Below are 17,381 nucleotides of genomic sequence, written 5' to 3'. Positions count from 1 at the left end.
ACCAAAATACCACCACGAAGTAGCAGCGAAGCTAAAGCACCAAAATACCAATTCACTCACACCCCCAAACCCAATCCGATAACTCATACCGCGGGCCGAGAAAGTTAAAGTGCCACCATTCCGTCCGAATCGTTCCGAAACCTTCGGCGCGCATGGCTTCCTGGAAAAGTTTCCGATTGGCGAGTACGTTGGCCGGTAGGTTGGTCGTGGTGGTGTAGGCTTTCACGCCGAAGAAATCGTAGCCGGTACCCATGTCGAGTTCTTCGCCGGTGGTGAGGTCCACTACCGTTAGGTCGGCGGCGGCGCCGCGGCTGTGGAGGCTACCGCGTTTGGGGTTGGCGACGTAGCGGGCGTCGGGGAGGACGTCCCAGAGCCGTTGTTGGTACGGTCCTGGCCGGTAGCAGTCGTACATTTTTAGGCCCAGTCCTTGTTCCCCCAACTTCCTGTGCACCTGCGCCAGCGCCCTGGCAACTTTGGGCCGGTAGAAGCAACGGGCGCAATCGTAGATCTTGGTCTTCATGAAATTATTGGCCGTGGCGTAGCGGAGATCGAGGCGGATGGTGGGCTCGAGGTCCGTCATTTCCAGCCACTGCGTCGTATCGTAATCGTAGACTGGCGCGGGTGGCGGTGGTGGCGGCGGTACCTCGATGGGGAACCCGGCTTGCAGGACCGGTGGGGGAGTGGGCTCGCCATTGGTGCAGGCGGCGAGGACAAAAAGCAGGGGCAAAAACTTCATCATGGTAGCCGCGAAGGTACCTTATCTTGCCCTTCAAATCTCGACCCATGCGCCTGCTTTCCCTCTGTTGCCTCGCCTTTTTGTTGTTCTCCTGTGGGGGCGATGCCATCCCGCCCGCCCCGGCCATGGCACCGTTGGCGGACCTGCCGATCATACCCCTGCCCTTCGAGATGAGCAGCCGCGACGGTTACCTATGGGTGGATACCGACGGCGACGCAGCGGCAGGTAATTCGGGCGCTGACGCGGGTGCGATGGATTACCTGAGGAGCCGTGATCTGGGGATGCTGCCGCTGGCCACCAGCCTCGACCCCAGCCTGACGCTGCCAAACGAAGCCTACCTGCTGGACATCTCCGCGGAAGGAATTACCATCACGGCCAAAGCCGCCGCGGGGCTGCTGAACGGGGCCATCACGCTGGTGCAAGTCGTTGAGTTCAGCCCGAATACCGAACGGGGGATCTTCCTCCCCGCTGGGACGATTACGGACCAACCCCGCTACGCTTACCGGGGCTTCATGCTGGACGTGGCCCGCCACTTTTTCGGCGTGGATACAGTGAAGCAGGTGATTGACCGGATCGCTCCCTACAAGATTAACCACCTGCACCTCCACTTATCGGACGACCAGGGGTGGCGGATTGAAATCAAATCCTGGCCCGGCCTCGCCGAGATCGGTGGCCGGTTTGAGGTGGATGGTACGCCCGGTGGTTACTACACTCAGGAGGACTACACGGAGATCGTGAACTACGCCGCCGCCCGCGGTATCACCGTCGTGCCGGAGATTGACATGCCCGGCCACACCAATGCCGCCCTCAACGCCTACGCCGAACTGAACGGCGACGGTAAAGCGCGGGACCCCTACTTCGGCACAAAGGTGGGTTTCTCCACGCTGGATGCCAATAAAGAAGTGACCTACGAATTCATCGACGACGTGGTCCGGGAGATCAGTGCCATCACGCCCGGCCCGTACTTTCACATTGGCGGCGACGAGAGTAGCGTAACGCCGCACGACGATTACGTAAAGCTGATTCGCCGCGCGCAGGATATCGTACTGAAGCACGGGAAAAAATCCATTGGTTGGGACGAGGTAGCCGTAGCCGGATTGGCCGAAGGCTCCGTCGTGCAACTCTGGAACCATACCGAGTACGCCCTCAAAGCGAAGGAAGCGGGGAACAAAGTATTGTTCAGTCTCGCCAAGCGCACTTACCTCGATATGCAGTACGATTCCCTCAGCCGGATCGGCCTCCACTGGGCCGCCTACATCGAAGTGGACGATGCCTACAACTGGGACCCCGGTACGCTGGTGGACGGCTTAACGGAAAAGGATATCCTCGGTATCGAAGCGCCTCTCTGGAGTGAGACCGTCCGCTCGTTGGAGGATATTGATTACCTCGTCTTCCCCCGTTTGCCCGCCCTCGCGGAGGTGGGTTGGAGTTACCAAATGAAGCGGCAGTACGCACCATTCGTGGAGCGGTTGAAGGTGCACCAGGGGTGGTTGAAGGAGCAGGGGATTGGGACGTATGATTCGCGGGTTTTTCGGTAGTGGGGTTGGGGTTCCCGGCCTCCGGCCGGGTTTTTTCCGGTACGTCGACCTTTAGGTCGATGCTTAACGTAACTTCTTTTGTAGCCACTTCTTTTGTAGTCACCACGTAGTAGCAGCGAAGCTAAAAGAAGTAAAAGCTTTGTCCTGTGCAGGTGGCTTCTCGCGAATTTGCCCTCCGGCTCCCGGCCTCCAGGCCGGGTTCTCTTCCGGTACGTCGACCTTTAGGTCGATGCTTAATGTCACTTCTTTTGTAGCCACTTCTTTTCCACCACTTCTTTTGTAGCCAAAAGAAGCAAAAGCTTTGTCCTTTGCAGGTGGTAGTGAAATTTCTTCGGATTGGCTAAACGCTGCAAACTCGCTCAACGATCTGTTTTTCAAGCACTGATCTGCGTTTGCATAAGATTTTGGTGTCAGGCAAGAACAGTATCAGCTCGAACAGTGCAGCGTTCTTAACGCCAATCCGAAGAAATTTCACTACCACCTGCAAGGGACGGATAACTATCGAGCCTTCATGTATCCCGTCTAACTTCTAAAATCTAGGATCTAAGGTCTCTAAGAGGAATCCAAACTCCCCCCAAGTCCCCTTCACCCGCTCCTCCTGTAAAAAAGTAACGAACCGCTTAGCCGATTGCTCAGCAGGGGTATCATTTCGCTTGATTGTCACCGCCCAGTGTTTAATGGGTAGGTGAGTTTCCGGCTCGATCTTCCTGACATTTCCCCTTTCCGCTGGCGGAAGGCTGAGGGGGATGGAAAGGGCAACCAGGCCAACTTCCGCGGCGCCGGATTGGATGAATTGGGCCGTTTGCCCTACGCTTTCGCCGTAGACGAGTTGGTCTGATAGATCCTGATAGAGGCCGGCGCCCTTCAGGTAGTCGATGGCGGCGATGCCGTAGGGGGCCGTGGTGGGGTTGGGGATGGCGATGCGGCCGGGAGCGGGGGAGTGATACTGGAGCCAGGTCGAGTCGTAACGTTCACTGTAGGACCAAATGGCAAGCTGGCCGCTGGCGATGAACTGGGCGGGGCCGCCGGTCCGGTTTTTTTGTTGTAGTTGCTCGGTGTAGAGGTCGCTTGCGGAGAGGAAAACGTCGTAGGGCGCGCCGGCTAAGATTTGAGCCGTGAGTTTTCCGGAGGAGCCGTAAACGATCTCGCAGGTCGTGCCCGTTTCCCGTTCGTATTCATCCACAATATTTTCGAGGGCGGGGCGGAGGCTGGAGGCGGCGGCGATGGTCAGGGTGGGGGAATCGGGGGCTGGTCCGCAGGAAGTAACGAATACCAGGAGTGCGGAGATTAGCACCCATCCGTGGCGGTTACTAACGGGCTGACTTTGGAATAGGATGCCGAAAAACTTGTCCGGGAAGCTAGCAGTCATTAACTTTACTTAAAATTTAAACTAACTACCATGTCCCACTCCCACCTCGCTACGGTTTACCGCCCTGACTTCGGGTTGTTGACGGACCTCTACCAACTCACGATGGCCGCCGGTTACTACCAGCAACGGATGCACGAGCGCAAGGCCATCTTTCACCTGTTCTTCCGCAAGGCACCCTTTGGAGGGGACTTCGCCCTCGCTGCAGGACTGCCCCTGGCCATCGACCTCATCAAAGGTCTGCATTTTTCGGCGGATGACGTACAGTACCTCGGCCGGCTGAAGGGAGCGAACGGGGAACCTTTATTCAAGGAACCTTTCCTCAACTACTTACAGCGGATGAAATTCACGGGCACGATCCACGCCATCCCGGAAGGGGAGATCGCGCTACCGCACGAACCTTTGCTGCGGATCGAAGCCCCACTCATCCAGGCCCAACTACTGGAGACTGCCCTGCTGACAGTCATGAACTTCTCCACCCTCATCGCTACCAAAGCCGCTCGGATCAAGGAGGCTGCCGGCGACGATACCGTACTGGAATTCGGCCTCCGCCGCGCCCAGGGTATCGACGGTGGGCTAACGGCCAGCCGCGCTGCCTACGTAGGTGGGTGCGATGCGACGAGCAACGTCTGGGCCGGCCGCTACTACAATATTCCCGTGAAGGGTACCCACGCACACGCTTGGGTGATGGCCTTCCCCGAAGAACGGGAGGCCTTCGAAGCCTACGCCGCCGCGATGCCCAACAACTGTACCTTTTTAGTGGACACCTACGATACCGTGGAGGGGGTGAAAAAAGCCATCCAGGTCGGTCTGGAACTCCGGGGGCGGGGCCACGAGATGCTCGGTATCCGCCTCGATAGTGGTGACCTGGCAGATCTTTCCATCAAAGCCCGTGCCCTCCTCGACGAAGGGGGATTCCCGGATGCTAAGATCGTCGCCTCCGATAGCCTGGATGAATACGCCGTCCGGGAACTCAAAAGCCGTGGCGCGCGAATCGACGTTTGGGGCATCGGGACCAACCTCGTTACGGCCAAAGACCAACCCGCCCTCGGTGGCGTCTATAAATTGGCGGCCCTTCAGGATGAAGCGGGCAATTGGGTACCCAAAATCAAACGCTCCGAGACGGCCATCAAAACGAGCAACCCCGGTAAACTCAATATCCGCCGCTTCCTCGATCCGGACGGACTTCCTCAGGCCAGCGTTCTGTACGATGAGTTGCAGGGAGTACCGGCAGATGATGCCGTCCAATTTGTTGATGGCACGGATGCGGTGCGCACCGTTGGTTACCCCGGCCCGCTGCGGGGGGTGGACCTCCTTCAACCCATCTTTGAGGAGGGGAAATTGATCGCCCCCCAACCTACCCTGCAAGAAACCCGGGATAAGGCTACCCAAAATTGGCGCCTCTGGTCCTCCATGGATGACCCCGCCAACTTCCCCCATGGCCTTGATCCCAGTCTATACCACCAGAAAGTAGACCTACTAAACCCGTAGAGTCCGGCTTCAGCCGTACCCGCCGAAGGCGCCAGTAAGGACGGCTTTAGCCGTCCTGATATACTCCAGAATCATCTTAGCTATGCTTTGATCGAACCCCACCCAAATCAATCCACAAGCACTTCAACCCAAGTCAAAATTCTAAACGCTACCCCATTGAGTAGTGACTAGAGCCGCACTTCACAACCCCTCCCCTAAGCCCCGCCCCCTTATCTTAGCGCCATATCTAAACTAAGTCCCCTATGTACACCTACGAATACCCCCGCCCTTCGGTGACCGTCGACATTGTCGTTTTCGGTTACGATGGCGGTTCCGAACTAAAGATCCTGCTCATCGAGCGGGGGGGCGAACCGTATAAAGGCCACTGGGCCCTCCCCGGCGGCTTCGTGGATATGGACGAAACCCTCGAGACCGCCGCCCTCCGCGAACTGGAGGAAGAGACTGGCGTAAAGGACCTATACGTAGAGCAACTCTATACCTACGGGACACCCGATCGTGACCCCCGCGGCCGCGTAATTTCCGTCGCTTATTTCTCCCTCGTCAACTTGCAGGACCACCCTGCCGTAGCTTCCTCTGATGCCACCCGCGCCGAATGGTTCCCCGTCAATAAGATCCCGGATATGGCGTTCGACCACGACGAGATCATCAAGATGGCCGTCAACCGTTTAGCTGCCAAAGTGCGCTACCAACCCATTGGTTTTGAGCTGCTTCCCGAAGAGTTTACGCTCGGCCAGTTGCAGCAACTCTACGAAACCGTCCTCAACGTGGAGGCCTTCAACAAGCGCAATTTCCGCACCCGCATCCTCCGCACTGGCATCCTGGAAGAAGTTGGCCGCCAGAAAAACGTGGCGCACCGCCCGGCCGTCCTCTACCGCTTCAACGAAGCCGCCTACAAACAACTGGCGGACCAACGGGATGGGGCAGTGCTCAGAAGGGCATTGGACTTTGAAATTTAAGAATTGAGAATTTTAAATTGGAGATTGAGAATTGAGAATTTGCTTACGTCACAGGCGTCACAGGCGTCACAGGCGTGACTTGTAGACTTGCGATCAATTTAAACGATAATGCTTTATGACGGCCAATGAATTGGAGACGAGACTGATCGATTTCGCGGTTCGTTGCACGTATCTCTGTCGCGAGTTACACAAGCTGGGGCATTTCGATTCAAGGCACGTAGCGGGTCAGTTGCTTAGAGCAGGAACGCACGCCGGCTTTCATTACCCGGAAGCCAGAGCCGCGGAATCCGATAGAGATTTTATTCACAAGATCAAGGTACTCCTAAAGGAACTTCGGGAGTCACAGGCGGAATTACGGTACATTCAACAAATGCAATATTTCCCACAGGAAAGAACCGACCCCCTCCTCGATGAAGCCGGTCAACTAGTAGCGATTTTCATGGCAACCGTAAAAAAGGTTGAAAGCAAGCAACTCCCCGCCAAAAGAATTAAGCGTACCCCACCTCGGTAGTATCAATGGAATACCTGCCCTCTAAAAAATTGATGTCTACTGATTGGTCCGTCACAAATTCTCAATAATAAATTCAAAATAAAAAATTATCAATTCGATGGTTTCAATAATTATGGGGTCCGACTCCGACCTTCCCATCATGCGCCAGGCCGCCGAAATCCTTACTGAGTTCGGTATTGAGATCGAAGTCACCGTCGTCAGCGCTCACCGTACGCCGGATCGGCTCTTTGAATACGCGAAGGCTGCTGCTGGTCGGGGCGTTCAGGTCATTATCGCCGGTGCGGGCGGTGCGGCTCATCTTCCAGGTATGGTTGCCAGCCTTTCACCCCTGCCGGTTATTGGTGTCCCAATCAAGAGCCGCAATAGTATAGATGGGTGGGATTCCGTGCTTTCCATCCTACAAATGCCGGGCGGTATCCCCGTCGCCACCGTCGCGTTGGACGGAGCGAAAAACGCTGGTCTTCTGGCTGCACGTATCCTCGGTGCGAGTGACGAAAACATCCGGACAAAGATGGCCGATTATCAGGAAAGTCTGCGCGCGGCCGTACAGGTGAAATACGATCGTTTGGAGCGGGATGGTTGGGAGGGGTAGATCTGAAAGTCTGTAGTCTACAGTCTGTAGTCTATAGTAACGGCGGTGACTATAGACTCCAAACTCCAGACTAAAACCCTAACACCCTCCCCTAACCAAAGCCATCCATCCCCGCGCATCGGGCACCAAACGCGTGGAGTAGTTTTTCGGCAATTTTACCGGGAGGGCTGGCCAGAAGCCATTCCACAGCGCCCGCGTCATGGGGTCCGGATCCGCTTGGGTGGAGGAGTTGTCGTCCGGAGTGGCCCACGCCCCGCCATTTTCACTACGGAACACTTCGTGACTAGCAGTCACGGCGTAGACGAAGTCACCCGCCGGGAGCAACTGAGTAACGGCGGTCTGGGTAGTAACGGGAGACCAGGATATGTCCTTCCCATTCACCACGCCCAACCCGTTTTGTTGGGCTACGACCAGTCTGCCGTTGTGCGAAAGCAGGCCGTAAACGGGGAACATTTCACCGCCGTTAAATTGCCAATTCCGACCGTAGTCGTGTGATTGCCAAATGCCCGCGCCCGTGCCGGCGTACAGCACGCCGTCGTGAAATTCCAGACACATCACTTGTTGATTGGAGATATTGAGGACGGGCCGCCTCCAGTGCGCCCCCCGGTCGTCGGAAATGAAAATCCCGTGCTGGAAAGTTGCCATTACCATATGGTCTCCGTGAGCTTCCATGGCCCCGTAAGTAAAGTGCCTGGGGTCGGGTAAACCCTCCCCGATCGGGCGCCATTCACATTCATTCTCCGGCAAAGTAAAAAGGCCGTGCATCGAAGTGGTCAGGAACAAATCGCCCTCGTGGTCCAGTAGTTGAAGGCTGAGTGCGTCGGCGGGTAAGCCATCGGTAAAATCCGTCCAGGTCTTGCCTTGGTCACTGCTCAGGAATAGGGCACCCGGCATTACGAGCTCTGAGATTGGCCGGTTAAGGGCATCCATTGGGTTGTCGGCCAGCAAATCATCAATCGTTAACCTGGCTTGTTGTGCCAGTAAGGAGGTGGTGAAAAGCAAGAATAGTACCAAGGGCAGGGAGCGACACATTGATTCGTTTTTTTGGTTGCCCCGAAGGTAAAGGCCGGGTAAGGTCGGCCCCGTCAACGAATGTAAAAGTATGTAAAGGCTTGTGTTTACTGGCATTACGCCCACCGGTAAGGCCGTAAATTTGTGCTTATGCAACAGTGGGTCCTAAGATTAAGCCGGGTAATCGGGCTGGCGTTACTATTGGTGACGCTCACCGGTGCCCTCTGGCCGGAGGGGGAAAACCAACCGGTAACCCTTGATTTGGTGGTTCGCCAACTCGGCCACGACTACCTGTTGGCCCGGGGCGATTCCACGTCACGGATCCCAGCCGTAGTGCGGGAAGACGGCAGCTACCTTTTACGCCTCTCCGCCGAAGTGGATTACGATCTGCTAGCGGCTACCGCGCCCATCACCTTTGCCAAGGCGGGTCTGAACCAGGGGTACAGCCTTACGCTTACGGACTGCGCCTCCGGTGAAGTATTCCTCGGTTCGGCCTTCCCCGCGCCTGGTTTTGCCGGTGAATTGGTCAGTGGCCAGCCCGCCTGCATTGGCCGCGACCAGGAAGCCCGTTGCGCCAACGCGCGGGTGTATTTTTCTTCCCCCCAGGCTAATCCCTCACCGACCGGTCGCTACCTGCTCGGTGGTGCCGGCGCCCTCTTGTTGATCATTGGCCTGGCTTTTCGCCGGTCCCGGTTGGTGGAAGAGCACCCAACCGCTTCCGCGCCTTCCCCGGTGGACGGCTCGGTTGTCGCTCCACCCCGCATCGCTGAACCCGAAGCAGTGAGTACTACGCCGGGCGTGATCCGGATCAACGACCACTGCTCCCTCGATCCCCAATCACTGGAACTATCCACTGCTGCCGGTGCAGACACGATCACTTTTCGCGAAGCCAAGCTGTTGGAATACCTCTCCGATAACCGCAACGAGGTGTTGCCCCGCGCCCGGATTCACGAAGCCGTTTGGGGCGAAGAAGGCGTCCTCACCGGCCGTAGCCTCGATGTCTTCGTCTCCCGGCTCCGAAAAAAGATCAAGGAAGTACCCGGCGTGGAGATTCAAACGGTGCACGGTATCGGGTATCGGTTCAGGGTAGAAGGTTAGGGTATTGGCCGAAGTGGAATACGTTGTGATTAGCTTTGTGCTAGTATGCTTATATCGTAACTGGGCTTTTATAGTCTGTAGTCTACAGTCTGTAGTCTATAGTACGGCGGCCACTGCAGACTATAGACTATAGACTACAGACTACAGACTACCACCCCGCGTCAGCGACCAAAAAACCACCGTATGCCCGCTCCCGACCCGCAGCTTACCTATCCGCTCCCCGGCCACGAGAAATTGGTGTTCCTGAAAAACATCATCAAGAACCCGAATATCATTGTGGGGGACTACACTTACTACGATGATTTTGAGGACCCGGAAAACTTTGAGCGTAACGTCCGCTACCATTTCGATTTCATTGGTGACCAACTCATCATCGGGAAGTTCTGCATGATCGCTTCCGGCGTAAGCTTTATTATGAACGGTGGTAACCACCTCACGGAGGCCGTCTCCGCCTACCCCTTCGCCATTTTTGGGGGAGACTGGGGCGAGGCGATGGATGGTAAGACCTACCCCAATAAGGGGAATACGGTGGTTGGTAACGACGTCTGGTTGGGGCACGGAGCTACCATTATGCCCGGAGTGACGATTGGTGACGGCGCCATCATCGCCACCAACGCGATGGTAGTAAAGGACGTGCCGCCCTACACCATCGTTGGCGGTAACCCGGCCCGGGTGATTCAAAAACGCTTCTCCGATACGATCATCGAAAAGCTACTCGCCGCCCGGTGGTGGGATCTCCCCGTGGAAGAAATTTCGGCGCGGGTCTCGGAGCTCACCACGCCACCCGTGGAGTGAGATCACCCAAACCGCAAATCCCCCGCATAAGCCAGCCGTTCCATCCGGTATACTTCCAGGCTCGGGAAGTCAAACTCGCGGCTGACGAGGCCGGAGAGCCGGTACACGCCGGGCCCGCGGAAGGGGAAGGCCTGAAGGCTATCCGGGAAGTGGACGGTGTCGAAATAGTGGCCGTTCTCGTCGAGCCAGCAACCAAAACTCATCCGGTCGCCCTTGATGGTGGGCACGAGTTTATCACACACAAAATAAGCCCGCAGCGTCAGGTGGCCTCCCTCCCGCGTACTGGCCAGGCGGTTCGGTTGGTTGCGGTCCCCCCAACTATTGATTTGGGCGCTGCCGCGGGTGCCGGGTAAGGACGCAGCGGCTAACTCCTCCGTGGCCACCGTACGGGAAAGGACGGACGGTAAGCCAGTAGCCTCCACGATGGCTGGTTTGCGGGTGGGGACCTCCGTTTCCTTCAGCAACAGGAAGGGAGAGCAAAGCGGAAAACCGAGCAGCTCCAACTCGTCAAACGCCTGGTCGAACTGCCGGGCGCTCAGCGGGTGGCCGGGACGGTGGTTCGGCGAAAGGTCGAGGTGGAAATACTGTTTCGGGGCTGCGGAGGCAAATAACTCGGGCTCCTTGACGTGGTTGGCCTTCGGATTGAAGACGGCGTTCTTTTCCCACAGGAGTTCCGACTTGGTCAGCCCCGTAAACTGAAAGGCACCGCAACGCACGAGGAGATCGAGGTGGGTACTCTCCACTTCCACGCGGTTACAAAAATCGGTGAGCCCGCGAAAGGCCCCGCCCCGCCGCCGCTCCACCATGATCTGTAGGACGATCCCTTCGCCCAGCCCCTTCACCAGGCCAAAACCGAGGTAGAGATCCGTCCCTTCCAGCGTCGTCAGGTAATTGGAGTGGTTGATGCAGGGAGGGTGAATGGTGGCCCCGTCCATCCGCGCTTCGTGGAGGTAGAACTCCGTCTTGTAGAACCCCCCAAAGTTGTTGATGACGCCGACGATGAATTCCAGCGGGTGGTAAGCCTTGAGGTAAAGCGACTGGAAACTCTCCACGGCAAAACTGGCGGAGTGAGCCTTGCAGAAACTGTAGCCGGAAAAGGACTCGACCTGGCGCCAGACCTCCGCCGCCGTCTCGTCCGAATGCCCGTACTCCGCCGCGCCGAGGAAGAACTTCTGCCGGAGGTTGTCCAGCGTATCACCGCTGTGTTTCTTGCCGCTCATGATGCGGCGGAGGATGTCGGACTCATCCAGGTCCAGCCCCGCAAAGTGGTGGACGATCTTCATCACGTCCTCCTGGTAAACCATGATCCCAAAAGTTTCGCCGAGGTGCTCCTCGAAGACCGGCGCGATGTACTCAAAACTATGGGGATTGTGGTAGCGGCGGATGTATTCCTTCATCATCCCCGACTTGGCCACCCCGGGCCGGATGATGCTGGACGCAGCGACGAGGTGGACGTAGTTATCGCAAGCCAGCTTGGTCAGCAAACCCCGCATGGCCGGGCTTTCGACGTAGAAGCAACCAATGGCGCGGCCGCCCTTGAGCATCGCCTTCACCTTGGGGTCACTCTTCACCTTATCGAGGTCGTAGATATCCACTGCCTTCCCCTGGTTCTTTTTGACGAGGTTGACGGCCGAGCGGAGGTGGCCCAATCCGCGCTGGCTCAGGACGTCGTACTTGTGCAGGCCCATATCCTCGGCGTGGTACATATCGCAGTGGGCGACGGGGAAGCCCTTCGGCATCATCCGCTGGGCCGTGTAGTAGTGGATCGGTTTCTCGGTGATGAGGATGCCCCCGGCGTGTATGCTCAGGTGGTTCGGCAGGCCGATGATACCAATCGCAATACTGAGGACCTCGGCCGCCTTCTCGTCCTCCGCCGCCCGGGTGCGGGGATCACGGACGAGCAGATCAATCTCCTCCTTGGGCAGGCCGTACACTTTGGCGACCTCCCGGAGTGCCGCCCGGCCCTTGAAAGTGGAGTAGGTGGCCAGCAGGGCGGTGTGGTCCTTCCCGTAGCGCTTGAAGACGTAGTCGATCACGTCGTCCCGCTCGTCCCAGCTGAAGTCGATATCAAAATCGGGTGGGCTGACACGGTAGGGGTTGATGAAGCGCTCGAAGTAGAGGTCGAGCTCCAACGGATCCACGTCCGAAATACCAATGGCGAAGGCCACGATGGAATTGGCCCCGGAGCCCCGGCCCACGTGCTGGTAGCCGGAAGCCCTAGCGTAGCGGACGATGTCGTAAGTAATGAGGAAGTAAGAGCAGAAGTCCTGCTGCTTGATGACCCGCAGTTCTTTCTCGGTCCGTAGGCGGGCCTTCCGGAAGCGGTTGCCGGGTGGGTAGCGGCGTTGGAGCCCGGCCAGGCTGAGTTTTTCGAGGAGGGAGTAGTCACCGTCCTTACTCCCCGTAAAGGTCTGGCGGTTGATCTGGATGCCCGTCTCCAGCTCCGCCGTACAGGTATCGATTAGCCGTTGGGTATTCTTCAGGATGGCGGGGTAGGACTTATAGAACTCCCGAAAAGTATCGGGTGGAAGGAGGCGGTCGCCCTTGCCACCAAGGTCCTTCGGGGTAAGTTTGGTGTGCACGGTATTAAGGTCGATCGCCCGTAAGGTTTTGTGGCGGGCGTAGTCCTCGTCCGTAATGCCAAGTACGGGGGCCAGCGCGACGAGTTTGTGCTGGAAGTTCCGCAGCTCGTGGCTGAAGAGCCGGTTCACGTGCTGGGGGCGGATGCCGAGTAGTTCGTTATCCTTAAAGTCGCGGATCGGCTTACAGAGCCGGGGGTAGATGATCCAGGTATCGGCGAGGGGCGGCGGGCAGGTGGGGAGGGGCTGCTCCGCCAGGGAGTACTTGCTGAGGTAGGCACACAGGTTACGCCACCCTTCGGCGTTGCGGGCCAGGCCGGTGTAGAGCCACTGCCCGTCGCGCCAGAAGGAGATACCCAGGATGGGTTTGATCCCCGCCTTGCGGCAACGGTCAACGAATTCGACGGCGCAACTGGTGTTGTTGGCGTCGGCCAACGCGAGGGTCTGTACCCCCCAGGCGCTGGCCTTGTTGACGAGCATCTCGGGAGTAAGCACACCGTAGCGTAGGCTAAAGGCTGTGTGGCAAGTCAGGTGCATCCGCTACGGCATTAAGGCGCCAGGGAAGCACGGGACGGCCGGTGGTACGGGGCAACCGTAAGCACCGGGCGGAGCCAAAAAAGGAAAATTCATGTTGTTTGAGCGAGTTAGTAGACTGGGTGAATTGGTAAAACAGCAAGCGGAAACCGGAGAGGCCGGTCAGGAATCAAAAGATAAAATAAACTATTTGTTGTAAAAGTAGTGCTTTTTGTAGTTGAGTATGGTAATATTTTACGTTTTGTTTTAAGATGATGGCGCCTGACCAACTCGCTCCCTGGCACGGGGCGCTTTTTTGTTTACGTAAATCGCTGAAATTGTGACCTTTTAGCGTCAGTCCGTCCCAACGGGTACCGGGGCCGACCAAACGATGGTTGCCATTCCCGGTAGCGGTTTTCAGCCCGCGTGGTGGTCATTGATTGATCGTACTGCGCGGCCGGTAATCTGAACTGCCCGATGGTACCCTGATTGGGGGTGTTTCCGGGTGCTTAAGTTTTCCTCCGGATGAGTGTTGCTCCTCGGAATTTCCAGCAAGTCTTCCTTTCTCGTTTACAATCCCGCTTCCGTAACCGTAGTGAACTGGTTCAAGGGGTGGGGGAAACCCTCCACATCGGCCGCGACGCCGTCTACCGCAGATTGCGGGGGGATACCTTCCTGACGGCCGAAGAACTTATCCTGCTCTCCCGCACCTTCCGCGTTCCGGTGGACGAAGGCCGCGACATGAGCAAGGTGCCTCTGATCTACTACTATAATAGCATCGAAGAGACCTCCGACGACGAGGACTACTTCGCCAACCTCAGCCGCCACACCAAATGGATCACGGACCTGGACCGCGTCTGGGTCGATTTCGCCACGCCTGAGCTTCCCATCTTTTATGCCATGGCGACGCCTACGCTACGGGCCTTCAAAGTGTTTACCTACGGTATTTCTACCTGGCGCCTGCGTAAATGGGAGGGCCTTACCTTCCACCCCGATCTGATCTCCCCCCAAACGAATGCGCACATCGATGCCATCGTAGATAACGTCAATGCCATGGCCGGGCGGGAACTCTGGTCCATCGGTATTCTGGACGTCACCCTCCGGCAAATCACCTACATGCAACAAACGGGCCGGCTGACGGACCCGGACCTGACGGACCTCCTCTTCACCGAACTGGAAGAAATCGTCAGCCACCTGGAAGCAATGACCCGCGCCGGTAAGCGCTTCAAACTGGGGGAAACACCCACTGTGGATAGTCCGGACTTCCAGGTCTTCCACAACGAGCTCTCCCACACGAATGGGTCGGTGATCGTTACCTCCGTCGAAAAGAACGCCCTGTTCAGTACGCTGATGAGCCCCAACTACGTCATGAGTGACGACAGCCGCGTCCTGACCGACGCCAAAAAATGGTTCGACCGCCTGGCCAGAACGGGCAACAGCCTGAACAAGGATACCGGGAAGTACACCACCCGCTACTTCTGGCAACTACGGCAGCAGGTCCAGATCGCGCGGGAACGGAGCCAGGCTGCTAGCGTCCTATTTTAGATAGTTGACCGTTCAAAATCAAGGAAGCACATTGTTATGGTTTCGTGGATTATATGTTAGTACCTACGGGTACTGATATGTACAAAAACAAAATATGAAATTCCCGTTAATTTAACCGTTTTTGGTTATGAAGCTATATTATATTTGCGCCAAGGTTCTAAAGGAGCCTGCAAGATTAGGTTTATTTTTCATGAGAGACGCTGTGGACAACACAGTCGTATAGTAGGCCCAGGCGCTAAGCGCTTGGGCCCTTTTTATTGTACGGGCAAGGGTTGTCGGCGTGAGTATTGTACAAGCATAGCTTAGAATGCTCCACTCAGTTGCCACCGCAATAATTACCTTTGGCGCATGCAGGATCAATCGCCTCCCTCCTGGTTACCCTACGTGAGTTGGGTGCCCGTCCTTCTCTACTTCGCCGTCAAGTACTTCGTCATTGGGCAGGAGAACATGACCGGCCGCCAGCATCTTTACCTGATCGGAGCGGTCATCCTGGCGGAGATCGCCCTCTGGAAGTACCGCAAGCAGTTCACCCGGCCCACCAATAACGATGAGCATGGAACCGATTAAAGAGAACAAGCCCTCGGCCAAGACCTTCGTCGCCATGAGCCTGGTCTATTTCGGTCTTTACTTTGGCCTGAAGTATGGGGTGTTCGGTGGGGATCTACCCTGGTACTTCAACGCGGCCCTCATCGGTGTTTGCCTGGTGGCGGCGCTTTACCTCCGTAACCGGGCTTCCTCTACTTCGGAGTAGTTGTCCGTTGCTATCCGCCCGGTCCTGATTACTCGTTCCTTCGCTTTGCACCTGCGGCAGCGCCCAACTGCTAAGCGCCAGTAAGGCTTACCGGCTGTACGGGTAAGCACGGGAGGGTTTGGCGGCGGGCTCACCGTACATTAGCCGACACAGACTTACCCGATCATGAACGTTGCGCTTTTCATCCCCTGTTACATTGATCAGTTCTACCCGAACGCGGGCATTGCTACCCTGGAGTTGCTGGAAAAACTGGGGTGCACGGTCACCTTCCCGAAGGAGCAGACCTGTTGTGGCCAACCGCTCGCCAACTCGGGCATGGAAAGCGAAGCGCGGCCGATCTACGAGCATTTCGTGGATACGTTCAGTGGTTTCGATTACGTCGTCGGGCCCAGTGGCAGTTGCGTGTACCACATCCGCCACCACTACGATACGCTGGAACAAAGCCCGGAAGTGGTCGCCCTGCGCGCCAAGACATTTGAGCTGGCGGACTTCCTCGTCAACGTGCTCAACGTAACTGAACTCAACGCCCGTTTCCCGCACCGCGTCGGCGTCCACAATAGCTGCCACGGGCTGCGGGGGCTGCGCCTCGGCCAGGGTTCGGAGCGCGTGGGGGCGGCGTTCAGCCACTACAATTACCTGCTGAGTTTGGTAAAGGACATCGAACTCGTTATGCTCGATCGCACCGACGAATGCTGTGGTTTCGGGGGTACCTTTTCCGTCAACGAGCCCGAGCTCTCCACCAAGATGGGCCGCGACCGAATTGGGGACCACCTCAAGAATAATTCGGAGATCATCACCTCTGGCGATATGTCCTGCCTGATGCACATGGAAGGCCTCATCCGCCGGGAAGGCAAGCCCCTGAAAGTGATGCACGTGGCGGAGATCCTCAATGCGAATGCCTAGTCCTATTCCTTCCCCGCGTTGAGGTTGAAGATTACGCCGGCGTTGACGCGCCGGCTTTTGCCGATGAAATTACCGCTGGTCACCCAGGCGCCACCCACCGAAACGCCGAGCCATTTCGTGATCGGGACGTAGCCCGTCACCCCCACCCGCTGCCAACTCGAGCCGGTGCCGGCCGTGGCGGATTGTAGCCCACTGCCAGACTCCAACGCAGTGATGAATTCGTACCAGCCCTCGACGTAGAAATACTTGGCGCCGTAGCCCGTCCGCAACAGCACCGGCCACGAAGAGCTGGCTTCCGGCGCGAACTGAAAATCAATCCCCGATTGGGCCTGCACGAACCACCCGGCGTCGTGCTGAAACTGGTAAGTTAACCGTCCCTGAAACACGGTCGCGCGCTGGCCAATGGCTTCTACGGTCGTCGTTTCGTAGTCACCCACCGGCGTGCTCAGCCCCACGGCGGTGAAAAACCGGTGGGCGAAGCGTTCGCCCCGGCGGTCGAGGTTCATATATTTTATCCACAGGGCGGCGTCCTGCAGGCTACCGTCGCCGTCATTCGTCTGCATGTAGGGTAGGGTAGCGACGAGGCTGGCTCGGTCGCTCATCCCCCACTCGGCGAAGAAGCTGTAGCTCAGGGTTTCGATGTCCCGCGCTTCCTCCACGTCGTCGGGCAGCAGGTAGGTATCGTAGTTGTCCGTGCTGTAAGTCAGGGCAATCGCAGCTTTCCCTTTCGCCATCGGGAATCCACTGATGGGCCCCTGGGCGCTGCCGCGGGTGCCGAGGAAGAGGGCAAGCAGGGCCGGGAGGGCCATCCGCCAGGTAGAAGAGTTAAAACGTACGTGCATAGGGACAAAGAACGAAGATTTGGTGGACTTCGTCTGGCCCATCCCGAAAGGGGTAAGCCGGCGACGAACGGCAGGCCCAAATGGCATTGGTGGCTAGTAGAATTGGTAGGGGAGGGCCTATGCTGTATTCCCGCTTGCGCTAGTATCTTTACCC

Annotated in this window: 17 protein-coding genes; 11 read left to right on the top strand and 6 right to left on the bottom strand. The window is 57.3% G+C overall.

The genetic code is table 11. The annotated features are described in order from the left end of the window. Window positions 1–52: 52 nt before the first annotated feature. Window positions 53–739 (bottom strand): M15 family metallopeptidase, encoded by a 687-nt coding sequence (locus A3850_RS18040; RefSeq protein WP_231915364.1) that lies wholly within the window; start codon window positions 737–739, stop codon window positions 53–55. Between the two features lie 44 nt (window positions 740–783). Here A3850_RS18040 and A3850_RS18035 point away from each other — a divergent pair, with 44 nt between their 5' ends. Then, complete coding sequence (locus A3850_RS18035; protein WP_068220490.1) at window positions 784–2,274, top strand: family 20 glycosylhydrolase; 1,491 nt, start codon at window positions 784–786, stop codon at window positions 2,272–2,274. Window positions 2,275–2,373: 99 nt separating this feature from the next. Here the strand turns inward: A3850_RS18035 and A3850_RS18030 are convergent, their stop codons facing one another. Both A3850_RS18030 and modA read right to left on the bottom strand, forming a co-directional pair. Next, on the bottom strand, window positions 2,374–2,652 hold the full coding sequence (locus tag A3850_RS18030) for a hypothetical protein (protein ID WP_068220486.1): 279 nt from the start codon (window positions 2,650–2,652) through the stop codon (window positions 2,374–2,376). A 151-nt stretch (window positions 2,653–2,803) separates the two neighbouring features. Continuing rightward, window positions 2,804–3,643 (bottom strand): molybdate ABC transporter substrate-binding protein, encoded by an 840-nt coding sequence (modA, locus tag A3850_RS18025; protein WP_082921950.1) that lies wholly within the window; start codon window positions 3,641–3,643, stop codon window positions 2,804–2,806. Window positions 3,644–3,673: 30 nt separating this feature from the next. Between modA and A3850_RS18020 the strand changes: the two genes are divergently transcribed. The 4 genes from A3850_RS18020 (at window position 3,674) to purE (ending at window position 7,190) form a co-directional block, all read left to right on the top strand. After that, window positions 3,674–5,131: a nicotinate phosphoribosyltransferase gene (locus A3850_RS18020; protein WP_068220483.1), complete on the top strand. Its 1,458-nt coding sequence runs from the start codon at window positions 3,674–3,676 to the stop codon at window positions 5,129–5,131. Between the two features lie 242 nt (window positions 5,132–5,373). Then, window positions 5,374–6,087 (top strand): NUDIX domain-containing protein, encoded by a 714-nt coding sequence (locus tag A3850_RS18015; protein WP_068220481.1) that lies wholly within the window; start codon window positions 5,374–5,376, stop codon window positions 6,085–6,087. A 115-nt stretch (window positions 6,088–6,202) separates the two neighbouring features. Next, entirely contained in the window at window positions 6,203–6,598 is a 396-nt protein-coding gene (locus tag A3850_RS20640; RefSeq protein WP_068220479.1) for a four helix bundle protein, read from the top strand. A 97-nt stretch (window positions 6,599–6,695) separates the two neighbouring features. Continuing rightward, entirely contained in the window at window positions 6,696–7,190 is a 495-nt protein-coding gene (gene purE / locus A3850_RS18005) for a 5-(carboxyamino)imidazole ribonucleotide mutase (RefSeq protein WP_068220476.1), read from the top strand. Window positions 7,191–7,268: 78 nt separating this feature from the next. Here purE and A3850_RS18000 read toward each other — a convergent pair whose 3' ends face one another. Beyond that, window positions 7,269–8,222 (bottom strand): hypothetical protein, encoded by a 954-nt coding sequence (locus tag A3850_RS18000; protein WP_068220473.1) that lies wholly within the window; start codon window positions 8,220–8,222, stop codon window positions 7,269–7,271. 129 nt (window positions 8,223–8,351) lie between these two features. Between A3850_RS18000 and A3850_RS17995 the strand changes: the two genes are divergently transcribed. Both A3850_RS17995 and A3850_RS20540 read left to right on the top strand, forming a co-directional pair. Continuing rightward, window positions 8,352–9,299 carry a winged helix-turn-helix domain-containing protein gene (locus A3850_RS17995; RefSeq protein ID WP_068220470.1) on the top strand — a complete coding sequence of 316 codons (948 nt, stop codon included), beginning with the start codon at window positions 8,352–8,354 and terminating at the stop codon, window positions 9,297–9,299. 183 nt (window positions 9,300–9,482) lie between these two features. Beyond that, window positions 9,483–10,094, top strand: coding sequence for a CatB-related O-acetyltransferase (locus A3850_RS20540; RefSeq protein ID WP_068220467.1), 612 nt, complete (start codon window positions 9,483–9,485; stop codon window positions 10,092–10,094). Window positions 10,095–10,096: 2 nt separating this feature from the next. Here the strand turns inward: A3850_RS20540 and A3850_RS17985 are convergent, their stop codons facing one another. Next, a complete protein-coding gene (locus A3850_RS17985) occupies window positions 10,097–13,210 on the bottom strand; it encodes a DNA polymerase III subunit alpha (protein ID WP_076639980.1) in 3,114 nt (1,037 codons plus the stop codon). Between the two features lie 501 nt (window positions 13,211–13,711). Here A3850_RS17985 and A3850_RS17980 point away from each other — a divergent pair. The 4 genes from A3850_RS17980 to A3850_RS17965 all read left to right on the top strand — a co-directional run bounded on the left by A3850_RS17980 (window position 13,712) and on the right by A3850_RS17965 (window position 16,385). Continuing rightward, the gene (locus tag A3850_RS17980) at window positions 13,712–14,731 is read left to right on the top strand and encodes a hypothetical protein (protein ID WP_068220461.1); all 1,020 of its coding nucleotides are present in this window, start codon (window positions 13,712–13,714) and stop codon (window positions 14,729–14,731) included. A gap of 348 nt (window positions 14,732–15,079) precedes the next feature. Continuing rightward, window positions 15,080–15,298: a hypothetical protein gene (locus A3850_RS17975; protein WP_068220458.1), complete on the top strand. Its 219-nt coding sequence runs from the start codon at window positions 15,080–15,082 to the stop codon at window positions 15,296–15,298. After that, window positions 15,285–15,482 (top strand): hypothetical protein, encoded by a 198-nt coding sequence (locus A3850_RS17970; RefSeq protein ID WP_068220455.1) that lies wholly within the window; start codon window positions 15,285–15,287, stop codon window positions 15,480–15,482. The genes A3850_RS17975 and A3850_RS17970 overlap by 14 nt, the downstream gene beginning before the upstream one ends. 165 nt (window positions 15,483–15,647) lie before the next feature. After that, window positions 15,648–16,385 carry a (Fe-S)-binding protein gene (locus A3850_RS17965; RefSeq protein ID WP_068220452.1) on the top strand — a complete coding sequence of 246 codons (738 nt, stop codon included), beginning with the start codon at window positions 15,648–15,650 and terminating at the stop codon, window positions 16,383–16,385. A gap of 2 nt (window positions 16,386–16,387) precedes the next feature. Here A3850_RS17965 and A3850_RS17960 read toward each other — a convergent pair whose 3' ends face one another. Continuing rightward, window positions 16,388–17,227, bottom strand: a complete 840-nt coding sequence (locus A3850_RS17960) for a hypothetical protein (protein ID WP_068220449.1) — start codon at window positions 17,225–17,227, stop codon at window positions 16,388–16,390. Window positions 17,228–17,381: the final 154 nt, after the last annotated feature.

Origin of the sequence: Lewinella sp. 4G2 (assembly GCF_001625015.1) — a bacterium.
Taxonomy (GTDB): Bacteria; Bacteroidota; Bacteroidia; order Chitinophagales; family Saprospiraceae; genus Neolewinella.
The sequence above is the reverse complement of the archived record's forward strand: the minus strand, read 5'-3'. Positions and strand labels throughout refer to the sequence as shown.